This window comes from Psychrobacter sp. UBA2514 (genome assembly GCF_002341255.1).
Classification (GTDB): Bacteria; Pseudomonadota; Gammaproteobacteria; order Pseudomonadales; family Moraxellaceae; genus Psychrobacter; species Psychrobacter pacificensis.
In genome coordinates this window covers 1-23371 of the sequence record NZ_DDNS01000021.1, presented here as the reverse complement: position 1 = coordinate 23371, position 23371 = coordinate 1, and the positions used below count along the sequence as shown (strand labels likewise).

The following is a 23371-nucleotide window of genomic DNA, read 5'->3' as shown; positions in this document are numbered from 1 at the left end:
CATGATAGTGACCGAAGCATCTTTTGGATCGTATCGATTAACGCTCATTGCCCGTCTCGATGAGCATGACCAGCCTGTGCTCGTTGAAGCCAACTGGCTGCTGCCCGGTAATACTTGGCACAGCTCAAAATCTGTCCCCAAGCTTAAAAAATATTATGGCCTGACAGATGAAGACTTTACCTTTATAGACAGCAATAGCCTAAGCATGAAAGAGCCTACTCAAGCTTTACTGATAGAAACGATTTTCCAACTCAAAGATTATGCTGCTGGTAAACGCAAGACATTGGACTTGCCCTTAGATTTTTCTATGGGTACTGAGTTTCAACAAAGCGTATGGCGGGCACTACAAGAGATTGGCTATGGCGAAACCATCAGCTATGCCACCCTCGCGCAGCGTGTTAATAGCCCGAAGGGGTTCCGCGCGGTTGCACAGGCTAATGGCAAAAATCCTTTTAGTATCATTGTGCCTTGTCACCGAGTGATTGCAAGCGACGGTAAGCTTGGCGGTTATACAGGTGGATTAGATAAGAAGGAATATCTGCTGGCGCTTGAAGGGGTTAGGTGTAGAACGTAAAGATAAATATAATGCTTCAACTATTGAATGAGTGAGCAGAAAAAAGCACCAAACCGACAATTGATTGGTGCTTTTTCTGGGGGTGTTCTTGCCAGTATTTAGTTATTAAGCTGGCTATCCCTCAAGCTGCGCCATGACGTCAGCAGAGAAGTTCACGTTAGTATAAACTTCTTGCACATCATCCGCATCTTCTAACATATCGATCATCTTTAGGATTTTTTCAGCATCTTCCACATTGTCGATTTCAGCCGTGGTAGATGGTGACATGGTGACTTCAGCATTGTCAGAGACAAGACCAGCAGCGTTAAGCGCGTCTTGAACTTGACCGAAAGTTTCCCACTCAGTGATGACAAGCAAGCTTTCACCATCGTTTTCGATATCAACGGCGCCCGCATCTAGTGCCACCATCATGACTTCATCTTCTAGGCTTACATCATTAAAAGTGATCTCGCCGCGTTTGGTAAACAGATAAGCCACTGAACCTGAAGTACCAAGATTGCCATCACATTTGGTAAAGGCGTGACGGACTTCACTGACCGTACGATTGAGGTTATCAGTCATGGTTTCGACCAGTACCGCTACACCGCCGACACCGTAGCCTTCGTAACTGACTTCTTCCATTTTTTCATTATCACCGCCGCCTGTACCACGGTCGACAGCACGGTTGATCGTGTCGCGAGTCATATTGACTGATAGCGCTTTTTCGATAACAGCACGTAAGCGCGGGTTTTTGTCAGGGTCGGGGTCGCCTTGTTTGGCAGCTGAGACGATTTCACGAATAATTTTGGTAAATATTTTACCTTTTACTGCATCCTGACGGGCTTTACGGTGTTTAATATTTGCCCATTTTGAATGGCCTGCCATATAACATCCTTAAGGTTTACGTATTATTTTTTATGTGCAAGAAGGCGATGAATTACAGCCTTCGATGTCTGATCACCTTGTTTTATACTATCATTATTTTGTCTATATCAGGTAATAGCGCTACTTGCACGTTAACGATTTGTATGTTGTTGAGAGTGCTTTTTTGCTACACTGTGGCAAATTATAGATTGTATTCACTGTGATAAGTGAGCAATATTATAAACCAGTTTTAACTATTTTGACCAACTTGCCCTTATCCATCACATTTTAAGTCATGGAACGCTATCAAGCCATTGATTTTATAAAGTTACTGATTCTATGAAGCGACCAACTGCTGAAGCCCTAACACACTTGCGTAACCGTACGCATATTATTATTGAAGGTACAGATACCCGTTTGGGTAAGCTCTTTGATATTGTATTATTGATTGCGATTTTGACCAGTGTGGCTGTCGTCATGCTTGATAGTGTGTTGTACATGCGCTTGCAATATGGCACGTTGTTTTTTTATGCAGAGTGGTTTTTTACGATTCTATTTACCATTGAGTATGCACTAAGGTTGTTTTCAGCACCCAATCGCTTGCGCTATGCGTTTAGTTTTTTTGGCATAGTGGATTTGTTGTCTGTTTTGCCAAGCTATCTCAGCTTACTATTTGTAGGTGTGCAGTATCTACTTGTCATACGAGTGCTACGTATCTTACGTGTATTCCGTGTCCTAAAACTTAAAGCCTATATGCAACAAGCAGGTTTTTTGGCTTCTGCACTCAAAACCAGTCAGCAGAAAATTACCGTTTTCTTCTTGTCGCTTGTGCTATTGGTAACCATCTTTGGTTCAATCATTTACGTAGTAGAGGGGCCTGAGAACGGGTTTACTAGTATTCCATTGTCTATCTATTGGGCGGTCGTCACGATGACGACAGTTGGCTATGGTGATATGTCGCCCAAGACGCCGTTAGGCCAAGCAATTGCAACCATGGTTATGATCACAGGTTATTCGATTATCGCTGTACCGACAGGTATTTTTACCTCTGAGCTGGCTCGTAATATGCGTCCGCAGCTTAATCCTGTCACTTGTCCGAACTGTGGTAAATTCGGTCATGCAGTGGGCGCAGACTTTTGCGATCGCTGCGGGCACGCGCTCCACATTTAATGACAGGTTTGACTGTTATTGCCAATTGATCGCTTATTATACGTCAATGTACTCATCAACGAGCGGCGAGAGGTCAGTCTCAACGCCAAGATTGACCAGATTCCAGTACTGTCCAGATACGGTACGGTCTAACATCATGGTGGTGGCAGAGGGCTGAAACTGACCGAAGTATTTTAATGAAGTGCGCATTTGGGCAATCACCTCATGGTGTATTTGACTGCTACCAAAATCAAATGGCCCTTCTTGGTATGGGCGGATAGATAGTGGTTTTAGACCAATAGATAGCCATTTTTCATAAAACTCGCCAGGGATGTTTTTATCATCATCACGGCGAATATCTAAGGCGACAAGGTCTTGCTCAAGCGCGGTCACATCGCCTTTGATAGCATGCTTGGCAAAACGACGGAATAGTTGGACCTCGCTATCACTGTAACTACGGATACCGCCGAAGTCATACGCCACAACACTACCATCCTGCCGAAAAGCAAAGTTGCCTGGATGCGGATCACAATGCATACGGTACAGACTAAATAGTTGTCCTGCGGTAAAATGAAACAAGCGCTTTGCTATTTTTTGCTTAATGGCATTGTCCCATGTTGCAGCGACGGTCAATGTCTCTCCTATCTCCTCAGTCAGTGTCAAAATCCGTCTAGAAGAGTGGCTGCTAATGACTTTTGGGATAATGAGACCTTCATCATCAGCATGAAAGGCACCAAATACACGCAGATTGTGCGCCTCTTTGGTATAGTCCAACTCGTCGTGTAGACTCTGTCGAATCTCATTAAATAACTGCTCTTGCAACTGCTTACTCATATTGAGCACACCTGCAATTTTTAGCGCCATGCGCACCTGTTTGAGGTCGCTATCACAGTTTTCATCGACATCAGGATACTGGACTTTGACCACGACCCTTTGTCCAGAAGGTAGCACAGCTTTATGGACTTGCCCAATAGATGCTGCGGCAAATGGCGTCTCGTCAAACTCACTGAACAGCTCTGCCATCGGTGCTTTAAGCTCACGCTCAACTTGTGCACGTATTTGCGCATAAGGCATGGGCGGTGCATCTTTTTGGAGTTTTTCTAGGGCAGTTGCGACCTCAGGCGGGAACACGTCTTTGTACTGTGAGGCAATTTGTCCGACTTTCATCACCGCACCTTTCATCTCACCCAACGTCTCGGCAATCTGGATACCCACGTCTTGCATCAAGTCTGAGCGAGCTTGTAGGCGCTTTTCTTCGTCACTCGAGAGATGCTTAAACGAGTTTTTAGCGGCTTTGCCGGCGATGCTTGCTGTCATGCCAGCGAGTTTCATAAAGCGCTTTCCGGACGTTTTTGCCATTCATATCACCATATAGTGGATTGTTTTGCTCAGTCATAATTCTATTATTTTCATCAAACAATTACTGTTTAACTAATGTGTGAAAAATAAGAAGTTTTACTTTATTAACAAAGCTAGTAATCTATAAAATTAGAAAACACCTTAAGTGCTTGTATTGACTGAATAAATATTGCTTAGCCAGTAGTCTAGTGCCATCTCATAACCCATATGACCCAAACCACAGATGACACCGACTGCGACATCGCTCAAATAGGAATGATGCCTGAAAGGCTCACGTGCATGGACATTGGATAAATGGACCTCTATAAAAGGCTTCTGTGTCGCTAGTAACGCATCGCGTAGGGCAACTGAGGTATGGGTAAAGGCAGCAGGATTGATAATAACGGCATCAGCTTGGGCAGATTTTTCTGCTAATAAACCATAATATTGAATCTTATCTACTAGATCGCCTTCATGGTTTGACTGTACACAAATTAATTCAATGCTGTGCTGAGCGGCTCGTTCGACCAAGCGTTTTTCGATATCTACCAGCGTCATATGGCCATAAATTTCAGGCTCACGCTTACCCAATAAGTTCAGGTTGACGCCATTCACCAATAGCAGTTTGTGATTGAGGGTCTGATCGATGTGTTGGTCAGCAGGATTTTCTGCTGCTGTAGATGGAGAAGAGGACGTCATAGTAATCTCTATCGCTGTTTAAATATGTGAATGATTTATTATAATGAATAAGGTATGCATGACAAATAGGTTGCACACGCTGATCCAGCGTATCCCTTTATAATAGCAGCTTGTAGGCTGGGTTATAAAAAAATTACAGGAAAAACTCACCCATGCCTTAAAAAGCGTGTTAAAAGTCTTTATGTTGCTAAAAACCCGTGCTATGATATTTTTTATGCAATAAGTATTGCAAGTTTGTTACTGTCATTGATATGAGAGATAGTTTGCAAGATTGGCTTTCTTTTATATAAGCGTTTTAAAGATGACTGTGACTAGATTAGTACTCTTAAGTTTTTGATTTCATCATCTTAGATCCCGTTTATATGCAATGTTGCAAAGGAATTTGGGGCTAAGCGAACTTTTTTAGGAAGTAATATTATGTCAGCTCGTGAGCAAGGTATCGTTAAGTGGTTTAATGACTCAAAAGGCTTTGGTTTCATTCAACGTGACAGCGGAGAAGATATTTTTGTCCATTTCCGCGCGATTCAGGGTGATGGCTATCGTTCTTTAAAAGATGGCGAAAAAGTTGAGTTCAGCGTAGTAGAAGGTGAAAAAGGCCTACAAGCTGAAGAAGTCAGAAAGTTAGAAGAGTAATCTATCCAGACATTAAAGCAGTTTAGTTATAATGTCTGTATGAACTACTGATATACTACTGAGTCAAGCCCGTATTGTCTTACCCATGTTGAGTGAACAACAGCATATTTGGTAGGTCAGGTATTGGGCTTGGCTTTTTTTGTACCCGTATGTCTAGCGGCCATCTATAGATATAATGTTGCGACTACTATTGGTCACGCTTATGTCAGTATAAAATTTTATTGTGAGCTGATTTGTGATTGATAAAATACAAGCAACTAATTTAAAAGGATATTTTTTTGAGTAATTTTACAACGTTTACTGATTTGCCACTTTCAACCGCGACCCTGCGGGCAGTGAGTGATTTGGGATTCACGGAACTCACGCCGATTCAGGCGAAAATACTACCGCATACACTAGCAAGTCAAGATGCCATCGGACAGGCGCAAACGGGAACGGGTAAAACAGCAACGTTTTTATTGACAATCATGGAAGCGTTACTCAAACGTCCTTTTACGCATGATGAAACGCGTTATCTAGGTGAGCCGCGTGCCGTGATTATGGCGCCAACTCGCGAGCTGGCTCAACAGATATTTGAGGACTGCATTGCACTGACCAAATACACCTCATTACACAGTGTCTGTATTATGGGTGGGACCAATTACGAAACCCAGCAGCATGAGCTTGAGCGCCAATACGTTGATATTTTGGTGGCGACGCCTGGCCGTCTAATTGATCTTGCCAATAAAGGCATGGTGTATTTAGATCGAGTAGAGGTGCTGGTGCTTGATGAAGCAGACCGTATGCTGGACATGGGTTTTATCCCTGATATCAAGCGCCTTGTGGGGCGTATGCCCGCCAATACAGACCGTCAAAGCTTACTGTTTTCTGCTACTTTTAACCAAGATGTGATGAATTTGGCGTATCGCTGGTTGCATGAGCCGCAGTTTGTGGAAATCGAGCCAGAACACAAGACCAGCGAATTGGTTGATCAGCACTTTTACTTACTGACAGAAGATCAAAAACTCGAAGCCCTTCAGCGTATTATTAGTGAGGAGGCCGTTGAAAAGGTCATTGTATTCGCCAATCGCAAAGATCAAGTCAAGCGTCTCTATCATAAACTGCGTCAAGCGCATAAGATTGTCATGCTCTCAGGTGATGTAATTCAGCAAAAACGTGAGAAATACTTGCAGCGCTTCAAGGATGGTCACACGTCTATCTTGGTGGCGACAGATGTTGCAGGGCGCGGTATCCATGTTGATGATATCAGTCATGTCGTTAACTATACCTTGCCCGATCAACCAGATGATTATGTCCACCGTATTGGTCGTACGGGCCGCGCTGGGCAAACAGGCATTAGCATTAGCTTTGTCAGTGAAGATGACGCATTTAATATACCAGCATTAGAGAAGCATTTAGAAACCAAGTTTACGCTTGAGCAGTGGCAGGAATAATTGCTATAAATAGGTAACACTTAACCAATAAACCCCTTAATATCATTTTTGATATTAAGGGGTTTTTGTACGCTTGGTAAAGTCCGCGCAGTACTCGAGTTATGTGTTAGAAATTATTGACCATGATGCATGGAGGTGGCGTCATCACCCATATCATGCATGCTATGATCCATATGATTATCCATGTCTTGCATATCATGATCCATAGCTGGCGTCATATCGTGATTCATCTGATCTATATTATGAGCATCTGTCTCAGACATCATAGCAGAGTGGCTACTATGATCCATCTGTGCGTGTCCACCACCATGCCCGCCATGCATGTTTGCCATGACCATAGGAACGACAGCAACTGCCAAACCTGAGAGTACCATCACCGCACCATTTAACTGCCTTAAGCGAAAACGACCAATCTTGTCACGTAACCAGCCGACTGTCTCGTGCGTTGCAACTAACATCGGCACCGTGCCAAGACCAAAAACAAACATCAACGCTGCACCGCTTAATGGGTTGTGAGCCACCACCGCGATGAGTAGGGCGCCATATACCAAACCGCAAGGCAAAAAGCCCCAAAGCAAACCAGCTGTCAATGCACGTGGAAAGGTGTTTAGGGGAAAGACCTTTTGGCGTAGCGGGCTGAGGTATTGCCAAAAGCGCATACCAAAACGCTCGAGCTTATTCAAAAAAGGTGCGCCAAGCATGGTCACACCCACAAAGACCAACACTGCGCCCAGTAAAATACGTGGCAAGCTATTGCCTTTCATGAGTGGCTCTAACACCGTCGTACCGATAAATCCTGCCAGCAGACCTAACAGTGCATAACTGCTCAGACGGCCAAGATGATAGGTGGCCACCAGCGCGCGGCGTTTAGTAGGACTGACATCTTTCATAGACAGACCAAATGCCGTCACAAGACCGCCACACATACCCAAACAATGCGGCGAGCCAAAAAACCCCATCAGTAATGCCGCAGCAAGTAAAGCCATGGTCATGGATGCATCTCCTAAAAGTCATAAAGGCCGTATCTATAGACACGATTATTATCTAACGAAAGCTCATCATTACACGATGAAAAGAGAGAAGAATAAAGGTTAGATTTTTGTGTTTTTCTCTACATCAGTACGAACGAGCGCATCTTTATCAACGTTATCATCTGACGGCTCGGTATCAGCAGAAGGCTGAGACTGCACCGCGCGCTCATGAGCCTGCATGGTTTGCCTGCGCTCTTGACGATCATCCAATATGATACGCTGTGATGCATTGTCCAAATCTTCGAACTGGTTTGATTTTACCGCATAACGCACCGCCCAGATGGCAACCACAAATAGCATGAGACTTAATGGGATTAATAAAAATATACTGAGCATGGTAACTCTCTTCAATAGCAGTGTCTTTTATTATTATACACCCATCGCAAATGCAGTGGATGATCTGTAGCGATTAGAATGAGGCGTAGCATCATATGACGATATTAGCTGCGCGTTTAGTATAAAAACCTATTCATCAGATGCTTTTTTGGCACTGCCTCGCGGTGTTAGGAGCTGCTGTGAAGTCACATCATCGGCGTGACGACAGTTCATTTGCGGACGTATCACATCCCGTAGATAGGCGGCGATTTCATAAACAGCCCGCCGTGAATGACTTAGGTTTTGCGCAGGTTTCATCCAGTCGCGTCTCACTGGCAATGGTGCGCTAAGCGGTGTGCTATTAATACCATTCAAGGCAAACTGTCTGCGCGCACGTGCCATATGATAACTATCAGTAATAAGGTAAACGTGATGAAGCGGAATACGCTTGGCTGTAAAACGGGCGTTTTCGCACGTATTCATACTGGCATTTTCGCTTATCAGCCCATCGATACCATGCTCAATGAGCCATTGACCTAGCCAAGGGGCTTCAGCGCCGCTTAGTACAATAGGTAAGGGAAGATCGTGATAGGCCCCAGCCGCGGTACGGACACGATTCAGGCTATAGCGATTGAGGATGATTTGATTGTTATTATCATTAGTTAGACCACCGCCTAATACCACGTAAGCAGTCGGCGGAGAGCTCATAGCAGCAGAAGGCATTTTTGGTAAAGGAAGAAGCGCAAATATATAGACAACGGCTTGTGAAAATAGCGGTGTGAACAAACTGATTAGGACTAAAATAACAGACGTCGAGCCTAATACAAAGGTAATATTGATGATACGGAATAGCTTCACCATTCGTTCGGCTGAACGCAAATAGTTTCGCCATAAGCGTTTAGACCATGATTGTTTAGACCACATGCTCAGGATATCCAATTGAGCCATCAGCATTCACCCAAACTGGCTCACGTGATAGCTGAATTGCAAATTTCTCATAGACGATGTTGGCGATATAGCGCTGTGCTGTTTCCACATCTTCTTGAGTTGCTTGATAAGGAGTATGATTGGTCAGTACCAGCGCCTGATGTTTATGAGTCATGATAGGTGCGATGCCGCCCCCTTTTAATCCTGCTTGCTCGATGAGCCAACCTGCGGCAACTTTTACCATCGCGTCAGGCATCGGATAACCAACGATAGCTGGATAAGTTGTTTGCAGCGCCGTAAATTGATCTTGACCAATAATAGGATTTTGAAAAAAACTGCCACAGTTAGGTAGCTGTTTTGGGTCTGGTAGCTTTTGTTGTCTAATATCTATAATGGCTTGCATAACGTCATGAGGATTGGCTTGCTCGCGCTCTTGTTGTTCCGCATAGCGCTGCGCCACAGTCTGTACATCTCCATAGCTGGCTAAAATATGGGTGGGATCTGTATGCAGTCTAAAAGCCACGCGGCTGATCAGCCATGTATTTGGCGTGCGTTTAAAGATACTATCACGATAGTCAAATTGACAGTCGGCCGCTGATAAATGGTGCCAAGTTTGTGTCGGTAAATGATAGGCGCGTACATATTGTAAGCAGTCTTCTAATTGCACACCGTACGCACCAATATTTTGTACTGGCGCTGCACCAGTTAGGCCAGGTATGAGCGCAAGGTTTTCTAACCCATACCAGCCTTGATTGACTGTATGTACGACTAGATCATGCCAGTTTTCGCCCGCCATTACTTCGATATCAACATAATCGTCGGTTTGTGCAGTCAAATGAATACCGCGCATTTTGGGTTGCAATACCACTGCATTTAACGCTGCTGGTAATAAAACATTGCTACCGCCAGATAAGACAAATAATGACAGCTGATGCTCTACATCCTCTGCATAGGTTGCCATAAAGTCATCAAGCTGTGCCTCATTGGTCAACGTCACTACAGAGTCAGCGACACACGACAGTGCCATCGTATTGCTATGTGCCAAATCGACTGAATTACTGACTAACAGAGTCGCTGATGAGTCATTTATAGTCATGGTCTGAGCGTCGAGATCAAGGCGTGCAGCTTGGGTCATAACATAGCCTATGGGGCAAAAGGATAATAAATAATAAGGTAGCTATAGTTGATTCAATTTAAAAGAGATACAAGGCAGTTGAGTACAGACGTAACTGTGTTACTTCAAGCACGGTTAACGCTGCAGCTCTTTTATAGAGGATTAACCATATTATAGAGGATACCGGATGCAAGAGTAGCAGAAATATAGAATTTATAGCTAGCAAGCCTTCCAGCTTTCGATCCAAGCTTGGGCGCTTGATTCGATGCGCTCGATCACCTCTTCGAAATCATCGTTATCGCCTTTATATGGATCTGGCACATCACTGCCGCAATAGGTAGGGTCTTCTTCACTAAATAGGGCCAGCTTTGCCAAGTCCTCTTCTGACTCTGCCATGTCGTCTTTAATGGCTTGTAGGTCAGCCAAATTCTGTGAATCCATGGCTAAGATCAAATCAAAATCACGGAAGTCATCGGCGCTGACTTGGCGTGCAACCAATTTATTAATTTTGTAGCCATGTGATTTCGCATGGCGCTGCGAACGTGGGTCAGGTTTGTCGCCGACATGTGAATCACTGGTACCTGCTGAGTCTATCTTTATTGAGAGTCCAGCAATCGCCGCTTGCTGACGGAAAACTTCCTCAGCGGTAGGGGAGCGGCAGATGTTTCCTAAACAAACCAATAATACAGACGAGGGAGTACAGGCTTTCATCAGCATAATATGACCTTCTATAACAAAAAAACATGCTATAAGAAACCAGCACTGTTAATGCGGCTTTTATTAGCATGCAATCGATTGAACCAACGACTAGCGTAACGCTTAATCGCTTGAATGGCAAGGACAGAGACTAGACAATAGCGTCACTTAATACTGGGTTTATGACAATGCTATAGGTAACTGGGTGATGCGAGGGTAATGCTGTATCAATCTTGATTGCTTTTGAAGCGCTGTAAGTCACGGCGCTCTTTTTTGTTGGGCTTATTATCAGGACGAGCAAGGTTGGCCAGTTTGCGCTGTTCAGCATAATAAGCACGCCGCGTTTCGCTCTCTTTGGTCTCTGAGTATAGCACCTCAGCGGCGGTCGCATTGCCCCGCTGTGCAGATAGCGCCTCAACAATGACAGTCTTTTCAGTCATGGCGGTCGCTGAGCCTTGACGAATGGTTAGCTCATCGCCGACTGAAATCTCTTTACTGGTCTTGACGCGGCTGCCACCATAATGCACACGTCCGCTTTCAATGGCTTGCTTGGCAAGGGTGCGTGTGCGGTAAAACCGAGCGGCCCATAACCATTTATCGAGACGAATTTTGACCAAACCTTGGGTGTTATCATCAGTATTTTTTTTCATAAAGCTCACTCTGTATTTGTTTTTATATCAAATAATATGAGGGCATATTTGGTATTTACAAATAAGGTTTTGTGTTCGTCGCCGTCTGTAGCAGATTATAGAAAGTAAAAAGCGACCCATCATATGACAAGTCGCTTTTATAATAAGGTCTAAATATATCCCGTTAAGTCATTATTTCAAAAATAACTGATAGCCAATATTGTCATTGACCGTCGTGCAGTCATAGCCGATGTCTAGTAAGGCGTCTTGTAGCTGACGAGAGTTGCTTTCTGAGGCTTGTAGACCAACCAGTACACGGCCTTCAGCGGCACCATGGTTGCGGTAATGGAATAAAGTGATATTAAAGTCATCGCCCAATTTTTCTAAGAAAGTCAGCAGGGCGCCCGGACGCTCTGGGAATATCACTTGTAGTAACTGCTCGTTTTCGACCTTAGCGTGACCACCAATCAAATGACGGATATGTGACTTGGCGATATCATCGTCAGTCAGATCGTGAGCGGTATAGCCATCATTTGCCAATTGAGTACTAATAGTTTGACGCTCTTTTTCACCTTCTTTTAATGCAATACCGACAAAGATTGAGGCAGGCTCCATTGAGTCTGGTGACTTTTTGCTATCGGCACGGTAGTTAAACTCAGTAATATTACGACCGTGCAGACTGCGGCAGAAGTTCAAGAAAGCGCCAGTTTGTTCTGGTATAGTAACCCCAAAGATAGCTTCTTTTTTCTCGCCAATCTCAGTGCGCTCAGCAATATAACGCAGACGGTCAAAATTCATATTAGCGCCGCAAATGATGGCCGCGCAGTTTTTGCCTTGAATATTGTTCGCTGTGATATATTTTTTCATACCAGCAACTGCCAACGCACCTGCAGGCTCTACGATACTGCGGCTCTCCTCAAACACATCTTTGACTGCTGCGCAGACTTCATCGTTGCTACAGGTGACGACGTTAGGCTCCACGATAGGGCCTGAATTGTCACTTTTCTGAGTACGCACGACGTCAAAAGGCAGTTCACCAATTTGCGCGACTGCCACGCCATCGACGAACAGTCCGACTTGCTCAAGTTTGACACGTTCACCCGTTTCAAGTGCGGCTTTTAGGCAAGCTGATTGTTCCGCTTCTACCGCGATCACTTTGACATGCGGTGCCACTTCTCCCAAAAATGCGGCGACACCTGAGATGAGACCGCCACCACCAACGGCAACAAACACATAATCCATGTTACGCCACTGTTGGGTCAACTCAAGCGCGATGGTTCCTTGCCCAGCAATCACCAATTCATCATCATAAGGCGGTATAAAGGTCAGGCCCTCGCGCTCAGCACGATCTATTGCATAGCGGTTTGCTTGATCAAAACTATCGCCATGCAGATCGACATTGCCACCAAGCGCTCTGACGGCTTCTACCTTAATATCAGGCGTAGTCGTTGGCATAACGATGATGTTGTTTAGTGACAGTTTGCGCGCAGAGTAAGCCACGCCTTGAGCATGGTTGCCTGCTGAGGCGCAGATAACGCCGCGCGCTTTTTGCTCATCGCTTAGCTGACTGATACGGTTGTAGGCACCTCGTAACTTAAAAGATTTGACAGGTTGTAAGTCTTCACGTTTAAAACGAATGTCATTGGCAAAACGTTGGGTCAGCTTGGGCGCCGTTTCAAGTGGTGTTTGAATCGCAACGTCATAGACGGTGGCTTGTAGTATGGCTCGTACCCAGTGTGACAGCATAGTAATCCCTAAACAGAATGAATATAAAAATGAAATAGATTAGCCTATGCTGATTTTGAGTATCTTGCAAGACTCAATTGCAGTTTTCTTGGGATTTTATGCCTGAATGAATATAAAGTGAAAGCGTGTGGTGAAGAACGTTGTGAGATAAGTATTATATGACTACCGAATTAGAATTGTGATTGCGCTAACATCGATGAATATCATCGGTTATAATAGCCACGCATTTTATCTGTTTTAGCCTTTTACTTTTTTTAAGACCATACGTTTATTTTCCAAGGATTTATGATGAGTGATCAGCAAGCACAAAAGCAAGCCGCCGCCCGCGCTGCCCTAAGCTATATCGAAGATGATATGATACTTGGCGTAGGGACGGGTAGTACGGTCAACTGTTTGATTGAGTTGTTGCCACAATTGAAGCTTGCTGGTGCGGTTGCCAGCTCACAGGTGACTGAAGACAAACTGCGTGCGCTTGGTATCGAAATTGTTGATCTAAACTTTGCTGGTACGCTTGATGTTTATATTGATGGTGCTGATGAGGTCAATGAGCACTTGCAACTTATCAAAGGCGGCGGCGGTGCATTGACTCGCGAAAAGATCGTCGCAGCTGCTTCCAAAAAGTTCGTTTGCATGGTTGATGAGAGCAAAAGCGTTGATATATTAGGTCGTGCGTTTCCAGTACCAATTGAAGTCCTGCCGCAAGCACGCTCTTATGTCGCGCGTCAATTAGCAAAATTGGGCGGTGAGCCTGTCTATCGTGAAGACTTTGTCACTGATTACGGCAACGTCATTCTAGATACTTATGACTTGGATGTGAGTAATCCAATCGCGCTTGAAAAAGAGCTGAATAATATCGTGGGTGTGGTCTGTAATGGTATCTTTGCGGCAAACCAAGCGGATGTGCTATTAAAAGCCAGTGCAGATGGCGTAACAACGCTTACGCGCTAATACAGTCTCAAGAATACAGTCTCAAGCCATTTTTACAGATAAAAAAGCCGTCCAAATCTGAACGGCTTTTTTATTTATGAACGGACTAATGACTTATCTTACTGTTTTTTACACGGTAAGTTAGGCAGGTAGTTTGATTTTGTCTTTTAGCAAAAACTCCATCAAGGCTTTTTGCGCATGTAGACGATTTTCGGCTTCATCCCACACAACAGAGCGCGGATCGTTTAGCATATCATGAGAGATCTCCTCACCACGATGGGCGGGTAAGCAATGCATAAACACCACTTCAGGGTCGGCTTTGTCTAGTAGAGACGGCGTCACTTGATAAGGGGCAAAACGACGTGCGCGCGTATTTTGCTCGGACTCTTGACCCATACTTGCCCATACATCGGTGACAATCAAATTAGAATCTTTGGCTGCGTCTTGTACGTTTTCGACCAAGCTCACGCAATGTGAGAAGCGTTCCATAAGTTTCGGATCAGGCTCGAACCCATAAGGCGCTGCCACGCGTAATTCAAAACCAAACTGATTGGCGGCTTGCATAAATGACGAGCACATATTGTTGCCGTCACCGACCCACGTGACGATCTTATTTTCGATGCTACCGCGATGCTCATAATAAGTCTGCATATCAGCAAGCAATTGACAAGGATGGTATTCATCGGTCAACGCATTGATAATAGGGACGCTTGAGTATTCAGCAAAGGTCTCGACTTTTTCGTGCCCAAAGGTACGAATCATAATGATATCAACCATGCTGGAGATCACGCGTGCTGAGTCTTCTAATGGCTCACCGCGACCGAGCTGCGTATCGTTGGGTGATAAAAATATAGCATTACCACCAAATTGACCCATGCCGGTCTCAAATGAGATACGGGTACGCGTTGAAGATTTTTCAAATATCATGCCAAGCGTACGACCAACGAAAGGCTGATATATCTCGCCTGCGTGTTGCATCTTACGCAATTCGCTTGCGCGTTTGATTAAGTTTTCTAGTTCTTGTTTGGTTAAATCAGATAAGGTTAAAAAATGGCGCAAACTCATAGTAATCCTAGCAGTCGATCGCAGTCAGTGAAACGTCATCAGTCTTCAATATCATCGCGTCAGTGCGTATACTGGGTTGACAACAAACTTTTAGTATAGCGTATTTACTTTCAATGTAAACGTGCAATTTTATCAAGATCGAATGGCTTGCTAAATAGACCGAAATCGCATTAGCAAGCCATAGTACTCGTATGCTAATGCCTGTGCCGTTAATGATTATGCCTGTGTACGGTTTGGACGTATGCTGAGGCGACATAACAGCTCATAGCTAATCGTTCCAGCATGACCTGCCACTTCATCGACACGCGGCGCATCGCCCCAGAGCATGACTTTGCTATCCAAAGCAAGGCTTTCAGGCGTTTTGCTGACATCAATGACGATCATATCCATTGCCACACGCCCAATCACAGGACAACGGTAGCTTTGATTGTCGTTAGTATCGATGACGGTGACATAAGCGTCGTCACTTATTACACGCGGGTAGCCGTCTCCGTAACCCACACTCACGAGAGCGGTTCTGGTGTCTTGCTGCGCACGCCAGCGGCTACCATAGCCGATCGCATCATTGGCACTGACCGTTTGTAATGCCATAATTTGAGCACTAAATTCCATCGCGGGCTGCAAGTCTAACTCTTGTGCGCTTTTATCGACGACAGGCGAGCTACCGTATAAGATGATGCCTGGGCGTACCCAATCATAATGGTACTCTGGGAAGTTGACGATGCCAGCAGAGTTGCATAATGAGCCTTTGATATCTAGGCTAATGGTATCTTTCAAAGTCGCAAGTACGCTTGAGAAGCGCTCAATCTGCATGGCATTTAATGGATGGTCATGATCATCAGCATTGGCAAAATGGGTGGCTAGGATCAGCTGATAACCTGCTTCATGCAAACGCTTGGCTGCTGATAGCACACCCTCAGCATTGAAACCCAAACGGTTCATACCTGTATTATATTTTAGCCAAACCACATTAGTTGCACTACCAGCTGGCGGGAAGTTTTGTAGTGCCCATTCTAACTGTGGTCCGTGGTGAATCACGCAGCTAATATCATGATCAATGGCTTGTTGCCACTCATCAGCGCTAAATGCCCCTTCTACTAGACCAATGGTTTTCTCCCAACCTAATTGTCTGGCTTCTAATGCTTCGGTTAAAGTCGCAACCCCAATACCATCTGCTTGCTGCAGGGCTGGTAATACCGCCGCCACGCCATGCCCATACGCATTGGATTTGACCATCGCTAAGACTTTTGCTTGCGGTGCGCGTTGTTTTACTTGATTGAGATTATGAGTAATGGCTTTTGGTTTTATGGTAATGGTGCGCATAATCGCCTTCTTTATGAGTAGAATTATGAAGTGATAAAGCCAGTACAGCATCAATGGAGTTGATACTATACTGGCTATGTGGTTAAAGCTACTTACTAACTTGTGAGTAAGCCAAAATCGGTATGGGCTTACATTTTACTAAGACTTAAATGTTATAACGCTGATTACTCATCATTCTCAAAACTGACGCCTTGATAGTATTCTGGCGTTAGATTAATGAAGCGGGTGAATTGACCTTCAAAACCCAAGCGTACGGTACCAATAGGGCCGTTACGCTGCTTGCCGATAATAATTTCCGCCACACCTTTGTGGTCTGAGTTTTCATTATAAACCTCATCACGATAGATGAACATAATCAAATCGGCATCCTGCTCAATTGCACCAGACTCACGTAGATCCGACATAATTGGGCGTTTATTTGGACGGTTTTCTAGACTACGATTAAGCTGTGACAACGCAATCACGGGACATTCAAGCTCACGTGCGAGCGCCTTTAGACTGCGCGAAATCTCAGAAATCTCGCCAACACGGTTGCCATCTAGGCTCGGCACTTTCATCAGCTGAAGATAATCGACCACGATAGCACCCAAGCGCCCATCATGGTTTTTGGCAATACGTCGACAGCGTGAGCGCATCTCGGATGGCGGCAAGGCGGTACTGTCATCAATATATAAATGCTTAGACTGTAGATGCTGAATGGCGTTCATCATCTTTGCCCACTCATCTTCATTCATTTGCCCAGAACGTAGATGCGTCTGGTTAATCGCGCCCCATGAAGACAGCAAACGCATGACAATAGACTCTGCCGGCATCTCCATCGAAAACACCACAACAGGCAAATCTTCATTAAATAAAATCCCTTCTGCCAAGTTCATTGCAAAAGTGGTTTTACCCATAGAAGGACGAGCGGCGACGATAATCAAGTCGCCTGATTGTAGCCCTTGCGTTTTATTATTCAGCTCGACAAATGGCGTTTGTAAACCAATCATGCCATCGGGGTTGGATTTTAACTCTTGAATCTGATCGATAACATTGGTTAAGACCGAAGTAATACCGACAGGGCCACGCTGTTCCGCGCGTTTGTTATGCTGCTCATTGATGCTAAATATCTTACCTTCGACATTGTCCAAGATATCACTAACGCTTTGGTCTTTTGGATTGTAGGCCAGCGCTAGCATGTCATTACCCGTGGTAATGAGCTGACGCAGCGTTGAGAGCTCACGTACGCGCTGAGCGTAAGCAGTCAGGTTAAACAAGGTCGCCGGACTTTGGCTCAAAATATCAGCTAAGTAGCTGTCCCCACCTGCACCTTTGAGTAACTTTTGCGCCTCTAACCAGTCGTGTACCATGACCGTATCATAAGGCTCATTAACGGCTGCAAGGTGAGCAATCGCATCAAAAATATATTGATGTCGCCCCGCATAAAAGTCATCTTTGGTGACGATATCGGCAATCTTGTCGTACGCCTCTTCGATACTCATCAAAGACGCGAGCAATGCCTTTTCAATATCGATATTGTGCGGCGGTGTCTGATTGAGTAAGTCGTCGGTTTTGTCGTTTTCTGCCATGAGTGCCTAATGAGTCAAAATGGGTATAAAAAAAGATGTCGATGGTAGCGCAAAACAGATATGGTACATCTCTACGGTAGATGTACCAAAACGTGGTTTTAGATTTGCCTGCAAATGCTACAATCAGAAGCGAAAGTTTAACACATAATGTGATTTTTTAGGCTGGGTAAGCAACTAAATCTACAGTGATTGTTATGCATAAAATAAGAGACCGCATCCATTGTCTAAACGTAACAACTGAAAATATTGACGATAAATATAATAAAATCAAAAATTTAAATAAAATAAGGCTATTGCTATGACAGAACAAAAACGACCATTATTAATCACGACAGGTGAACCTGCGGGCATTGGAATGGATGTCGTATTGAATCTGGCGGCAGAGGGCAAGCTGCAAGATTTTGACCGTCCCATTTGGGTAACCGCTGATGCGAGCACGATGCAAGTCCGTGCAGAGGAGTTGGTTTCAGCTGGCGTGTTGACAGAAGTGCCTATTTGGCAAACCATTGACAACGAGGCTGGTGACTTTGATATGGACGCGGCCGAGCAGATAGCACAGCAGGATATAGATGCTGATAGTGCTTTTATTTTGCTTAACGTCCCTTGTGCAGGACCAGTTACTGGCGGACAAATCAATATTGCCAACTCAGCGATGGTGGCTCAGCAATTAGACATTGCTCATCAGTTAGCAGTAAATGGAACAGTTGCCGCTATCGTCACAGGTCCTTTACAAAAATCAGCGCTGATAGATGCTGGTATCAAGCTATTGGATGGCACTATGTTTAGCGGTCACACCGAGTTTTTTATGCAGCAAAGTGGCTGTGAGAAAGTGGTGATGATGCTTGCCAATCAAGCGATGAAAGTCGCGCTTGTCACTACCCATTTGCCATTAAAAGACATACCTGCTGCCATCACCGCGGATAATGTACGTCAAACAGTACAAATCGTTGTCAATGACATGAGAGAAAAGTTTGGCCTCACGCAGCCTCGTATTTTGGTGTGCGGTCTCAATCCACATGCAGGCGAGGGCGGGCATTTGGGTATGGAGGAGATTGAGATTATCAATCCAGTCTTACGAGAGTTCACCGATGCAGGCGTCAATATTTCAGAGGCGATGCCAGCCGATACGCTGTTTACCCCCAGACACTTAGCAAACTGCGATGCAGTCATCGCCATGTATCACGATCAAGGGTTGCCCGTACTCAAATCACACGGCTTTGGTGATACGGTAAATCTCACCTTAGGACTGCCTTATATTCGCACCTCTGTCGATCATGGTACGGCGCTAGACTTGGCGGGACGCGGCGGCGCAAGTGCGACGAGTTTATACCAAGCATTGAAGATGGCTAATGAAATGGCGGATAAGTCGCTTACTAATTGATATATTTGTTATGGCTCATCGCCGTATAGGTATTGTTCACGTCGTACTTGATTATTTTAGTGTGAATAATACCTATTTATAAATAATCAAAGACGACTTAATATAAGTGGTTCCATTATACCAGTCTGTTTTAAGTAGTCTATTAATAGGTTCAAAGGGTTAAATAGCTGGTTCCCTTGGAGCATACTCATGTAGAACTGCATGTAATAACACTAATTTGGACTTTGATAATGAAAAAGGATAAACCATACATTGTTGTGGTTTAATATTGTTGTAACAACGGTAACTTTACTTATTTAATAGAAGAAAAAACAAAATCAATTAGCGATGTTTAAACTGGTATTCATTGATGGTCACTTTAATTAGATATAAAGTAAGTAAACAAAAAGTCAGTAAGGTAATTGATAACGTGTCTAAACGAACCATAAGTATGTTGGCTAAAGAACTGAGTGTAAATGTCGAAACAATTCGCTTTTATGAACGCAAAGGCTTAATTAAACAACCACCAAAGCCTATGCAGGGCTATAGACATTACCCGAAAGAAACGGTAAATAGAATACATTTTATCAAGCGTTCTCAAGAATTAGGTTTTACGCTAAATGAGATTGAAGGGTTACTTGCGTTAAACGATAGTCCATGTAGTAAAGTACAAGAATTAGCTAATAAAAAACTGATCGCAGTACAAAAAAAGATGGCTGACTTGTTGTTGTTAGAACACGCTTTGGAAGAACATTTAGGACAATGCCAAAATAATGATGACGATAGCCACTGCCCAATAATTGATTCGTTGCAACCGAAGTAAATGATTCACTTAACTACCATTTCCCACTAAAACAGCATATCCAATTTTACTTCTGCGCCTTAATTCAAGTTAGCTTATTCCCCGTATCTGTCGTAGCAGATTATCAAAGATAAATTTTTTATAAATCACCCTTGACTCCGTACTTAGGTACATGCAATACACTTGCATTATCTAATGAGGTATCTATATGAATCAAAAAGAATCAAACCTTCCAATGATAGGAGGCATCATAGCAGCATTAGGCGCAGGCGTATGCTGTGTAGGTCCTTTGCTCCTGTTATTACTTGGGGTAAGTGGCTCATGGATTGGTAATTTAACTGCATTTGAACCCTATAGGCCATTATTTATCGCATTTGTAGTGTTGTTGTTTGGTTACTCAGGTTGGAAAATTTACCGTCCTGTAGAAGAGTGTGAGCCGGGAACGGCCTGTGCAATTCCTAAGAAACAGCAACAACGAAAAGTCATTTTCTGGCTGAGCGCTATAGTTGCGACAATTTTAGTGACCAGTAATTATTGGATACTTTTGTTTGCTTAATATACAGATCAAGAAATTTATAACATTTTAAAATTTGGAGCTAATTATGAAAAAATTATTATTAACCGCACTGCTTTCACTTTCTAGTTTTGGTGCTTTTGCTGAAGTAAAAACAGTTACACTGGAAGTGCCAACGATGAACTGTGCGACATGTCCAATCACAGTTAAAAAGTCATTAGAAAATGTTGATGGCGTTGAAAATGCGAAAGTTACCTACAAGCCTAAGCTAGCTGTTGTTTCTTTTGATGACACTAAAACCAACATCAATGCATTAATTGCAGCGACTACCAACGCTGGCTACCCTTCAAATTTAAAAAGTGAAAATAAGTAATATTTAGCCCCTTAGAACTAGTTACGCGTATCGGAGATAAAGCAGGCTCTATAGGTGCACTTGTTTCGGCAATGGGATGCGCCATGTGTTTTCCCGCGATAGCTAGTCTTGGTGCGGCAATTGGGATGGGATTTCTTAGTCAGTGGGAAGGGGTATTTATCAATACGTTGTTACCACTGTTTGCAGTATTAGCGCTGGCAATGAATATCTTAGGCTGGTTTAGCCATCGTCAATGGCACCGTAGTTTTATCGGTTCAATTGGCCCCATTTTGGTTTTACTCTCTTTATACCCTTGGTTCCAGTACGGGTGGAGTTCATACGTTACTTATACGGGGCTAGGACTAATGGTTGCTGTATCAATTTGGGACATGGTTTCTCCTGCGAATAAACGCTGTGATGATGAAACTTGTACCGCTTAACTTTTTAAGAGGAATAAAATATGTCAACGAATAGTTGTTGCTCGCCAAATGACATCCAGCCAGAACAATTACATGTAGCCATTATTGGTAGTGGTTCAGGGGCCTTTGCCAGTGCGATTAAAGCAGCAGAAGGCGGAGCAAGAGTTACTATCATTGAAGGAGCCGATGTAATCGGAGGTTGCTGTGTAAATGTCGGCTGTGTTCCTTCAAAAATATTGATCCGTGCTGCGCAATTAGCGCATCAGCAACGTACTAACCCGTTTGATGGTTTAGAAAATATTCAGCCACAACTTAGCCGCTCCTTATTAGCACATCAGCAAAACGCTCGCGTCGAAGAACTACGCGATGCTAAATATCAACGTATTTTAGAGAGTAATCCCGCGCTATCTTTACTTAAAGGTTATGCACGTTTTAAAAATCAAAATACCTTGCTAGTTCACAAGTCTGATGGTAGTGAAGAAGAGCTGGTTGCAGATCGCATTTTAATTGCAACAGGCTCTACACCAAGCATTCCGCCAATTAAGGGTTTAGTTGATACACCTTATTGGACATCAACAGAAGCCTTATTTGCAGAAGAGTTACCGAGTAGTCTAGTTGTCATCGGCTCCTCCGTTGTTGCTCTGGAAATTGCGCAAGCTTATGCCCGTTTAGGTAGCCGTGTGACAATTCTAGCCAGACATACCCTTTTATATGCTGAAGATCCGTTATTAGGTGAAAAACTGGCAGAGTGCTTTGAAAAAGAAGGTATTAGGGTACTTAATAATACGCAAGCAAGTCATGTTTCTTATGATAGCAATGGTTTTTCATTGGAAACTAACGAAGGAACATTAATCGCTGAAAAATTGCTTATCTCTACGGGTCGCCATGCAAATACTGGAAAGCTTGGTTTAGAAAATGTTGGTGTTGAAACAGATAAAAGTGGTGCCATTGTTGTTAATAGTATGATGGAAACATCAACAGCTAACATTTATGCCGCTGGAGATTGCTCCAATATGCCACAATTTGTTTATGTTGCTGCTGCTGCCGGAAGTAGGGCTGGAATTAATATGACAGGTGGAAATGCGCAACTCGACTTATCTACCATGCCTGCTGTTATATTCACCGACCCACAAGTTGCTACGGTAGGTCTAACCGAAGTACAAGCTTCAGCGGTAGGAATAAATACGATAAGTCGTGTACTTGATATGGAAAACGTACCAAGAGCTTTAGCAAATTTTGAAACGGATGGTTTTATCAAGTTGGTAGCTGAAGAATCCACGGGAAAACTGATAGGCGCACAAATTTTAGCCCATGAAGGCGGAGAACTGATTCAAAGTGCGGCTCTTGCTATTCATAATAAAATGACAGTCGAAGAATTGGCAGGTCAACTATTTCCGTATTTGACGATGGTTGAAGGATTGAAGTTATGCGCTCAAACCTTTAGCAAAGACGTTAAAGAGCTATCTTGCTGCGCAGGGTAATCATTTAACGGTAATGTACTTACAGAAATGTTAATGGAGTGCCATTAATAGCTGTTATTTCAAATAATTTTCTAGCGGTTTTTTCTCAAAATCTTCAGGATACATAGTAATAAAATTCTTCATTTCATTTCTGAATGTGTCTGTATCCCGCTTACCCTCGCCTGACAAACGATGGTAATTATTATAGTCCGCTTCAAATTTCTTTGAGCGCACGATAGGAGGCTGCGCAAAATTCATCCCAGTAGTGCTATGACATTTTTAGAGTGTATCGACTATATAAGGGTAAGACTTTTTAACGCTGTCTCTTGTTTTTTTTCTAAGGCTGTGAATTTTTTCAATAGTTGGCTGAGTCTGTGACACTGTATTTTCCTTTTGTTATTATCAATAAAGAATTTATGGATTATTCAATTTCTCTATAATAATGGCTCTACGC

24 protein-coding genes are annotated in these 23371 nt (G+C 43.7%); 11 read left to right on the top strand and 13 right to left on the bottom strand.

The window, feature by feature from the left end:
* Position 1 precedes the first annotated feature (1 nt).
* Positions 2-574 carry a methylated-DNA--[protein]-cysteine S-methyltransferase gene (locus tag B3V51_RS07310; protein WP_093069992.1) on the top strand — a complete coding sequence of 191 codons (573 nt, stop codon included), beginning with the start codon at positions 2-4 and terminating at the stop codon, positions 572-574.
* 114 nt (positions 575-688) lie between these two features.
* Here B3V51_RS07310 and B3V51_RS07305 read toward each other — a convergent pair whose 3' ends face one another.
* Positions 689-1438, bottom strand: a complete 750-nt coding sequence (locus B3V51_RS07305) for a YebC/PmpR family DNA-binding transcriptional regulator (protein ID WP_093070005.1) — start codon at positions 1436-1438, stop codon at positions 689-691.
* A 318-nt stretch (positions 1439-1756) separates the two neighbouring features.
* Between B3V51_RS07305 and B3V51_RS07300 the strand changes: the two genes are divergently transcribed.
* A complete protein-coding gene (locus B3V51_RS07300; RefSeq protein ID WP_093070013.1) occupies positions 1757-2587 on the top strand; it encodes an ion transporter in 831 nt (276 codons plus the stop codon).
* A 36-nt stretch (positions 2588-2623) separates the two neighbouring features.
* Here B3V51_RS07300 and B3V51_RS07295 read toward each other — a convergent pair whose 3' ends face one another.
* Both B3V51_RS07295 and aroQ read right to left on the bottom strand, forming a co-directional pair.
* Positions 2624-3925: an ABC1 kinase family protein gene (locus B3V51_RS07295; RefSeq protein WP_093070016.1), complete on the bottom strand. Its 1302-nt coding sequence runs from the start codon at positions 3923-3925 to the stop codon at positions 2624-2626.
* 141 nt (positions 3926-4066) lie between these two features.
* A complete protein-coding gene (aroQ, locus tag B3V51_RS07290; RefSeq protein ID WP_093070019.1) occupies positions 4067-4603 on the bottom strand; it encodes a type II 3-dehydroquinate dehydratase in 537 nt (178 codons plus the stop codon).
* A 417-nt stretch (positions 4604-5020) separates the two neighbouring features.
* On the opposite strand from aroQ, the gene B3V51_RS07285 reads away from it, so the two are divergent.
* Positions 5021-5236 (top strand): cold-shock protein, encoded by a 216-nt coding sequence (locus B3V51_RS07285; protein ID WP_058024053.1) that lies wholly within the window; start codon positions 5021-5023, stop codon positions 5234-5236.
* 278 nt (positions 5237-5514) lie between these two features.
* Positions 5515-6669 carry a DEAD/DEAH box helicase gene (locus B3V51_RS07280; RefSeq protein ID WP_093070021.1) on the top strand — a complete coding sequence of 385 codons (1155 nt, stop codon included), beginning with the start codon at positions 5515-5517 and terminating at the stop codon, positions 6667-6669.
* Positions 6670-6782: 113 nt separating this feature from the next.
* Here the strand turns inward: B3V51_RS07280 and B3V51_RS07275 are convergent, their stop codons facing one another.
* The 7 genes from B3V51_RS07275 to ilvA form a co-directional block, all read right to left on the bottom strand.
* A complete protein-coding gene (locus B3V51_RS07275; protein WP_093070024.1) occupies positions 6783-7661 on the bottom strand; it encodes a sulfite exporter TauE/SafE family protein in 879 nt (292 codons plus the stop codon).
* Between the two features lie 99 nt (positions 7662-7760).
* Positions 7761-8036, bottom strand: coding sequence for a cbb3-type cytochrome oxidase assembly protein CcoS (ccoS, locus tag B3V51_RS07270; RefSeq protein ID WP_058024050.1), 276 nt, complete (start codon positions 8034-8036; stop codon positions 7761-7763).
* 129 nt (positions 8037-8165) lie between these two features.
* Positions 8166-8939, bottom strand: coding sequence for a YdcF family protein (locus B3V51_RS07265; RefSeq protein WP_071001661.1), 774 nt, complete (start codon positions 8937-8939; stop codon positions 8166-8168).
* Entirely contained in the window at positions 8929-10038 is a 1110-nt protein-coding gene (murB, locus tag B3V51_RS07260; RefSeq protein WP_071003614.1) for a UDP-N-acetylmuramate dehydrogenase, read from the bottom strand. Before murB ends, B3V51_RS07265 begins: the two co-directional genes overlap by 11 nt.
* A 237-nt stretch (positions 10039-10275) precedes the next feature.
* Entirely contained in the window at positions 10276-10773 is a 498-nt protein-coding gene (locus B3V51_RS07255) for a low molecular weight protein-tyrosine-phosphatase (RefSeq protein WP_083328818.1), read from the bottom strand.
* 206 nt (positions 10774-10979) lie between these two features.
* On the bottom strand, positions 10980-11402 hold the full coding sequence (locus B3V51_RS07250; RefSeq protein ID WP_071001659.1) for an RNA-binding S4 domain-containing protein: 423 nt from the start codon (positions 11400-11402) through the stop codon (positions 10980-10982).
* Positions 11403-11573: 171 nt separating this feature from the next.
* On the bottom strand, positions 11574-13127 hold the full coding sequence (ilvA, locus tag B3V51_RS07245) for a threonine ammonia-lyase, biosynthetic (RefSeq protein ID WP_071001658.1): 1554 nt from the start codon (positions 13125-13127) through the stop codon (positions 11574-11576).
* Positions 13128-13415: 288 nt separating this feature from the next.
* Here ilvA and rpiA point away from each other — a divergent pair, with 288 nt between their 5' ends.
* Positions 13416-14075, top strand: a complete 660-nt coding sequence (gene rpiA / locus B3V51_RS07240) for a ribose-5-phosphate isomerase RpiA (protein WP_075107409.1) — start codon at positions 13416-13418, stop codon at positions 14073-14075.
* A gap of 120 nt (positions 14076-14195) precedes the next feature.
* Here the strand turns inward: rpiA and argF are convergent, their stop codons facing one another.
* From argF to dnaB, 3 genes are all read right to left on the bottom strand, one after another.
* The gene (gene argF / locus B3V51_RS07235; RefSeq protein ID WP_071001655.1) at positions 14196-15119 is read right to left on the bottom strand and encodes an ornithine carbamoyltransferase; all 924 of its coding nucleotides are present in this window, start codon (positions 15117-15119) and stop codon (positions 14196-14198) included.
* 216 nt (positions 15120-15335) lie between these two features.
* Positions 15336-16442 (bottom strand): alanine racemase, encoded by a 1107-nt coding sequence (alr, locus tag B3V51_RS07230; protein ID WP_071001654.1) that lies wholly within the window; start codon positions 16440-16442, stop codon positions 15336-15338.
* Positions 16443-16606: 164 nt separating this feature from the next.
* A complete protein-coding gene (dnaB, locus tag B3V51_RS07225; protein WP_071001653.1) occupies positions 16607-18010 on the bottom strand; it encodes a replicative DNA helicase in 1404 nt (467 codons plus the stop codon).
* Between the two features lie 298 nt (positions 18011-18308).
* On the opposite strand from dnaB, the gene pdxA reads away from it, so the two are divergent.
* From pdxA to merA, 6 genes are all read left to right on the top strand, one after another.
* Positions 18309-19391, top strand: coding sequence for a 4-hydroxythreonine-4-phosphate dehydrogenase PdxA (gene pdxA, locus B3V51_RS07220; RefSeq protein ID WP_071001651.1), 1083 nt, complete (start codon positions 18309-18311; stop codon positions 19389-19391).
* A gap of 349 nt (positions 19392-19740) precedes the next feature.
* Positions 19741-20193, top strand: a complete 453-nt coding sequence (gene merR, locus B3V51_RS07215) for an Hg(II)-responsive transcriptional regulator (RefSeq protein WP_008110844.1) — start codon at positions 19741-19743, stop codon at positions 20191-20193.
* A 187-nt stretch (positions 20194-20380) separates the two neighbouring features.
* Positions 20381-20728, top strand: coding sequence for a mercuric transporter MerT family protein (locus B3V51_RS07210; RefSeq protein WP_016899520.1), 348 nt, complete (start codon positions 20381-20383; stop codon positions 20726-20728).
* Between the two features lie 46 nt (positions 20729-20774).
* Positions 20775-21059, top strand: a complete 285-nt coding sequence (merP, locus tag B3V51_RS07205; protein WP_008110847.1) for a mercury resistance system periplasmic binding protein MerP — start codon at positions 20775-20777, stop codon at positions 21057-21059.
* A complete protein-coding gene (merC, locus tag B3V51_RS07200) occupies positions 21059-21478 on the top strand; it encodes an organomercurial transporter MerC (RefSeq protein WP_008467331.1) in 420 nt (139 codons plus the stop codon). Before merP ends, merC begins: the two co-directional genes overlap by 1 nt.
* A gap of 20 nt (positions 21479-21498) precedes the next feature.
* The gene (gene merA / locus B3V51_RS07195) at positions 21499-22938 is read left to right on the top strand and encodes a mercury(II) reductase (RefSeq protein ID WP_025643785.1); all 1440 of its coding nucleotides are present in this window, start codon (positions 21499-21501) and stop codon (positions 22936-22938) included.
* Positions 22939-23371: the final 433 nt, after the last annotated feature.

Coding starts and splice junctions, on each gene's coding strand:
- B3V51_RS07310 (WP_093069992.1), top strand. CDS start 2: ATGATAGTGACCGAAGCATCTTTTGGATCGTATCGATTAACGCTCATT.
- B3V51_RS07305 (WP_093070005.1), bottom strand. CDS start 1,438: ATGGCAGGCCATTCAAAATGGGCAAATATTAAACACCGTAAAGCCCGT.
- B3V51_RS07300 (WP_093070013.1), top strand. CDS start 1,757: ATGAAGCGACCAACTGCTGAAGCCCTAACACACTTGCGTAACCGTACG.
- B3V51_RS07295 (WP_093070016.1), bottom strand. CDS start 3,925: ATGGCAAAAACGTCCGGAAAGCGCTTTATGAAACTCGCTGGCATGACA.
- aroQ (WP_093070019.1), bottom strand. CDS start 4,603: ATGACGTCCTCTTCTCCATCTACAGCAGCAGAAAATCCTGCTGACCAA.
- B3V51_RS07285 (WP_058024053.1), top strand. CDS start 5,021: ATGTCAGCTCGTGAGCAAGGTATCGTTAAGTGGTTTAATGACTCAAAA.
- B3V51_RS07275 (WP_093070024.1), bottom strand. CDS start 7,661: ATGACCATGGCTTTACTTGCTGCGGCATTACTGATGGGGTTTTTTGGC.
- ccoS (WP_058024050.1), bottom strand. CDS start 8,036: ATGCTCAGTATATTTTTATTAATCCCATTAAGTCTCATGCTATTTGTG.
- B3V51_RS07265 (WP_071001661.1), bottom strand. CDS start 8,939: ATGTGGTCTAAACAATCATGGTCTAAACGCTTATGGCGAAACTATTTG.
- murB (WP_071003614.1), bottom strand. CDS start 10,038: ATGACTATAAATGACTCATCAGCGACTCTGTTAGTCAGTAATTCAGTC.
- B3V51_RS07255 (WP_083328818.1), bottom strand. CDS start 10,773: ATGCTGATGAAAGCCTGTACTCCCTCGTCTGTATTATTGGTTTGTTTA.
- B3V51_RS07250 (WP_071001659.1), bottom strand. CDS start 11,402: ATGAAAAAAAATACTGATGATAACACCCAAGGTTTGGTCAAAATTCGT.
- ilvA (WP_071001658.1), bottom strand. CDS start 13,127: ATGCTGTCACACTGGGTACGAGCCATACTACAAGCCACCGTCTATGAC.
- rpiA (WP_075107409.1), top strand. CDS start 13,416: ATGAGTGATCAGCAAGCACAAAAGCAAGCCGCCGCCCGCGCTGCCCTA.
- argF (WP_071001655.1), bottom strand. CDS start 15,119: ATGAGTTTGCGCCATTTTTTAACCTTATCTGATTTAACCAAACAAGAA.
- alr (WP_071001654.1), bottom strand. CDS start 16,442: ATGCGCACCATTACCATAAAACCAAAAGCCATTACTCATAATCTCAAT.
- dnaB (WP_071001653.1), bottom strand. CDS start 18,010: ATGGCAGAAAACGACAAAACCGACGACTTACTCAATCAGACACCGCCG.
- pdxA (WP_071001651.1), top strand. CDS start 18,309: ATGACAGAACAAAAACGACCATTATTAATCACGACAGGTGAACCTGCG.
- merR (WP_008110844.1), top strand. CDS start 19,741: ATGGTCACTTTAATTAGATATAAAGTAAGTAAACAAAAAGTCAGTAAG.
- B3V51_RS07210 (WP_016899520.1), top strand. CDS start 20,381: ATGAATCAAAAAGAATCAAACCTTCCAATGATAGGAGGCATCATAGCA.
- merP (WP_008110847.1), top strand. CDS start 20,775: ATGAAAAAATTATTATTAACCGCACTGCTTTCACTTTCTAGTTTTGGT.
- merA (WP_025643785.1), top strand. CDS start 21,499: ATGTCAACGAATAGTTGTTGCTCGCCAAATGACATCCAGCCAGAACAA.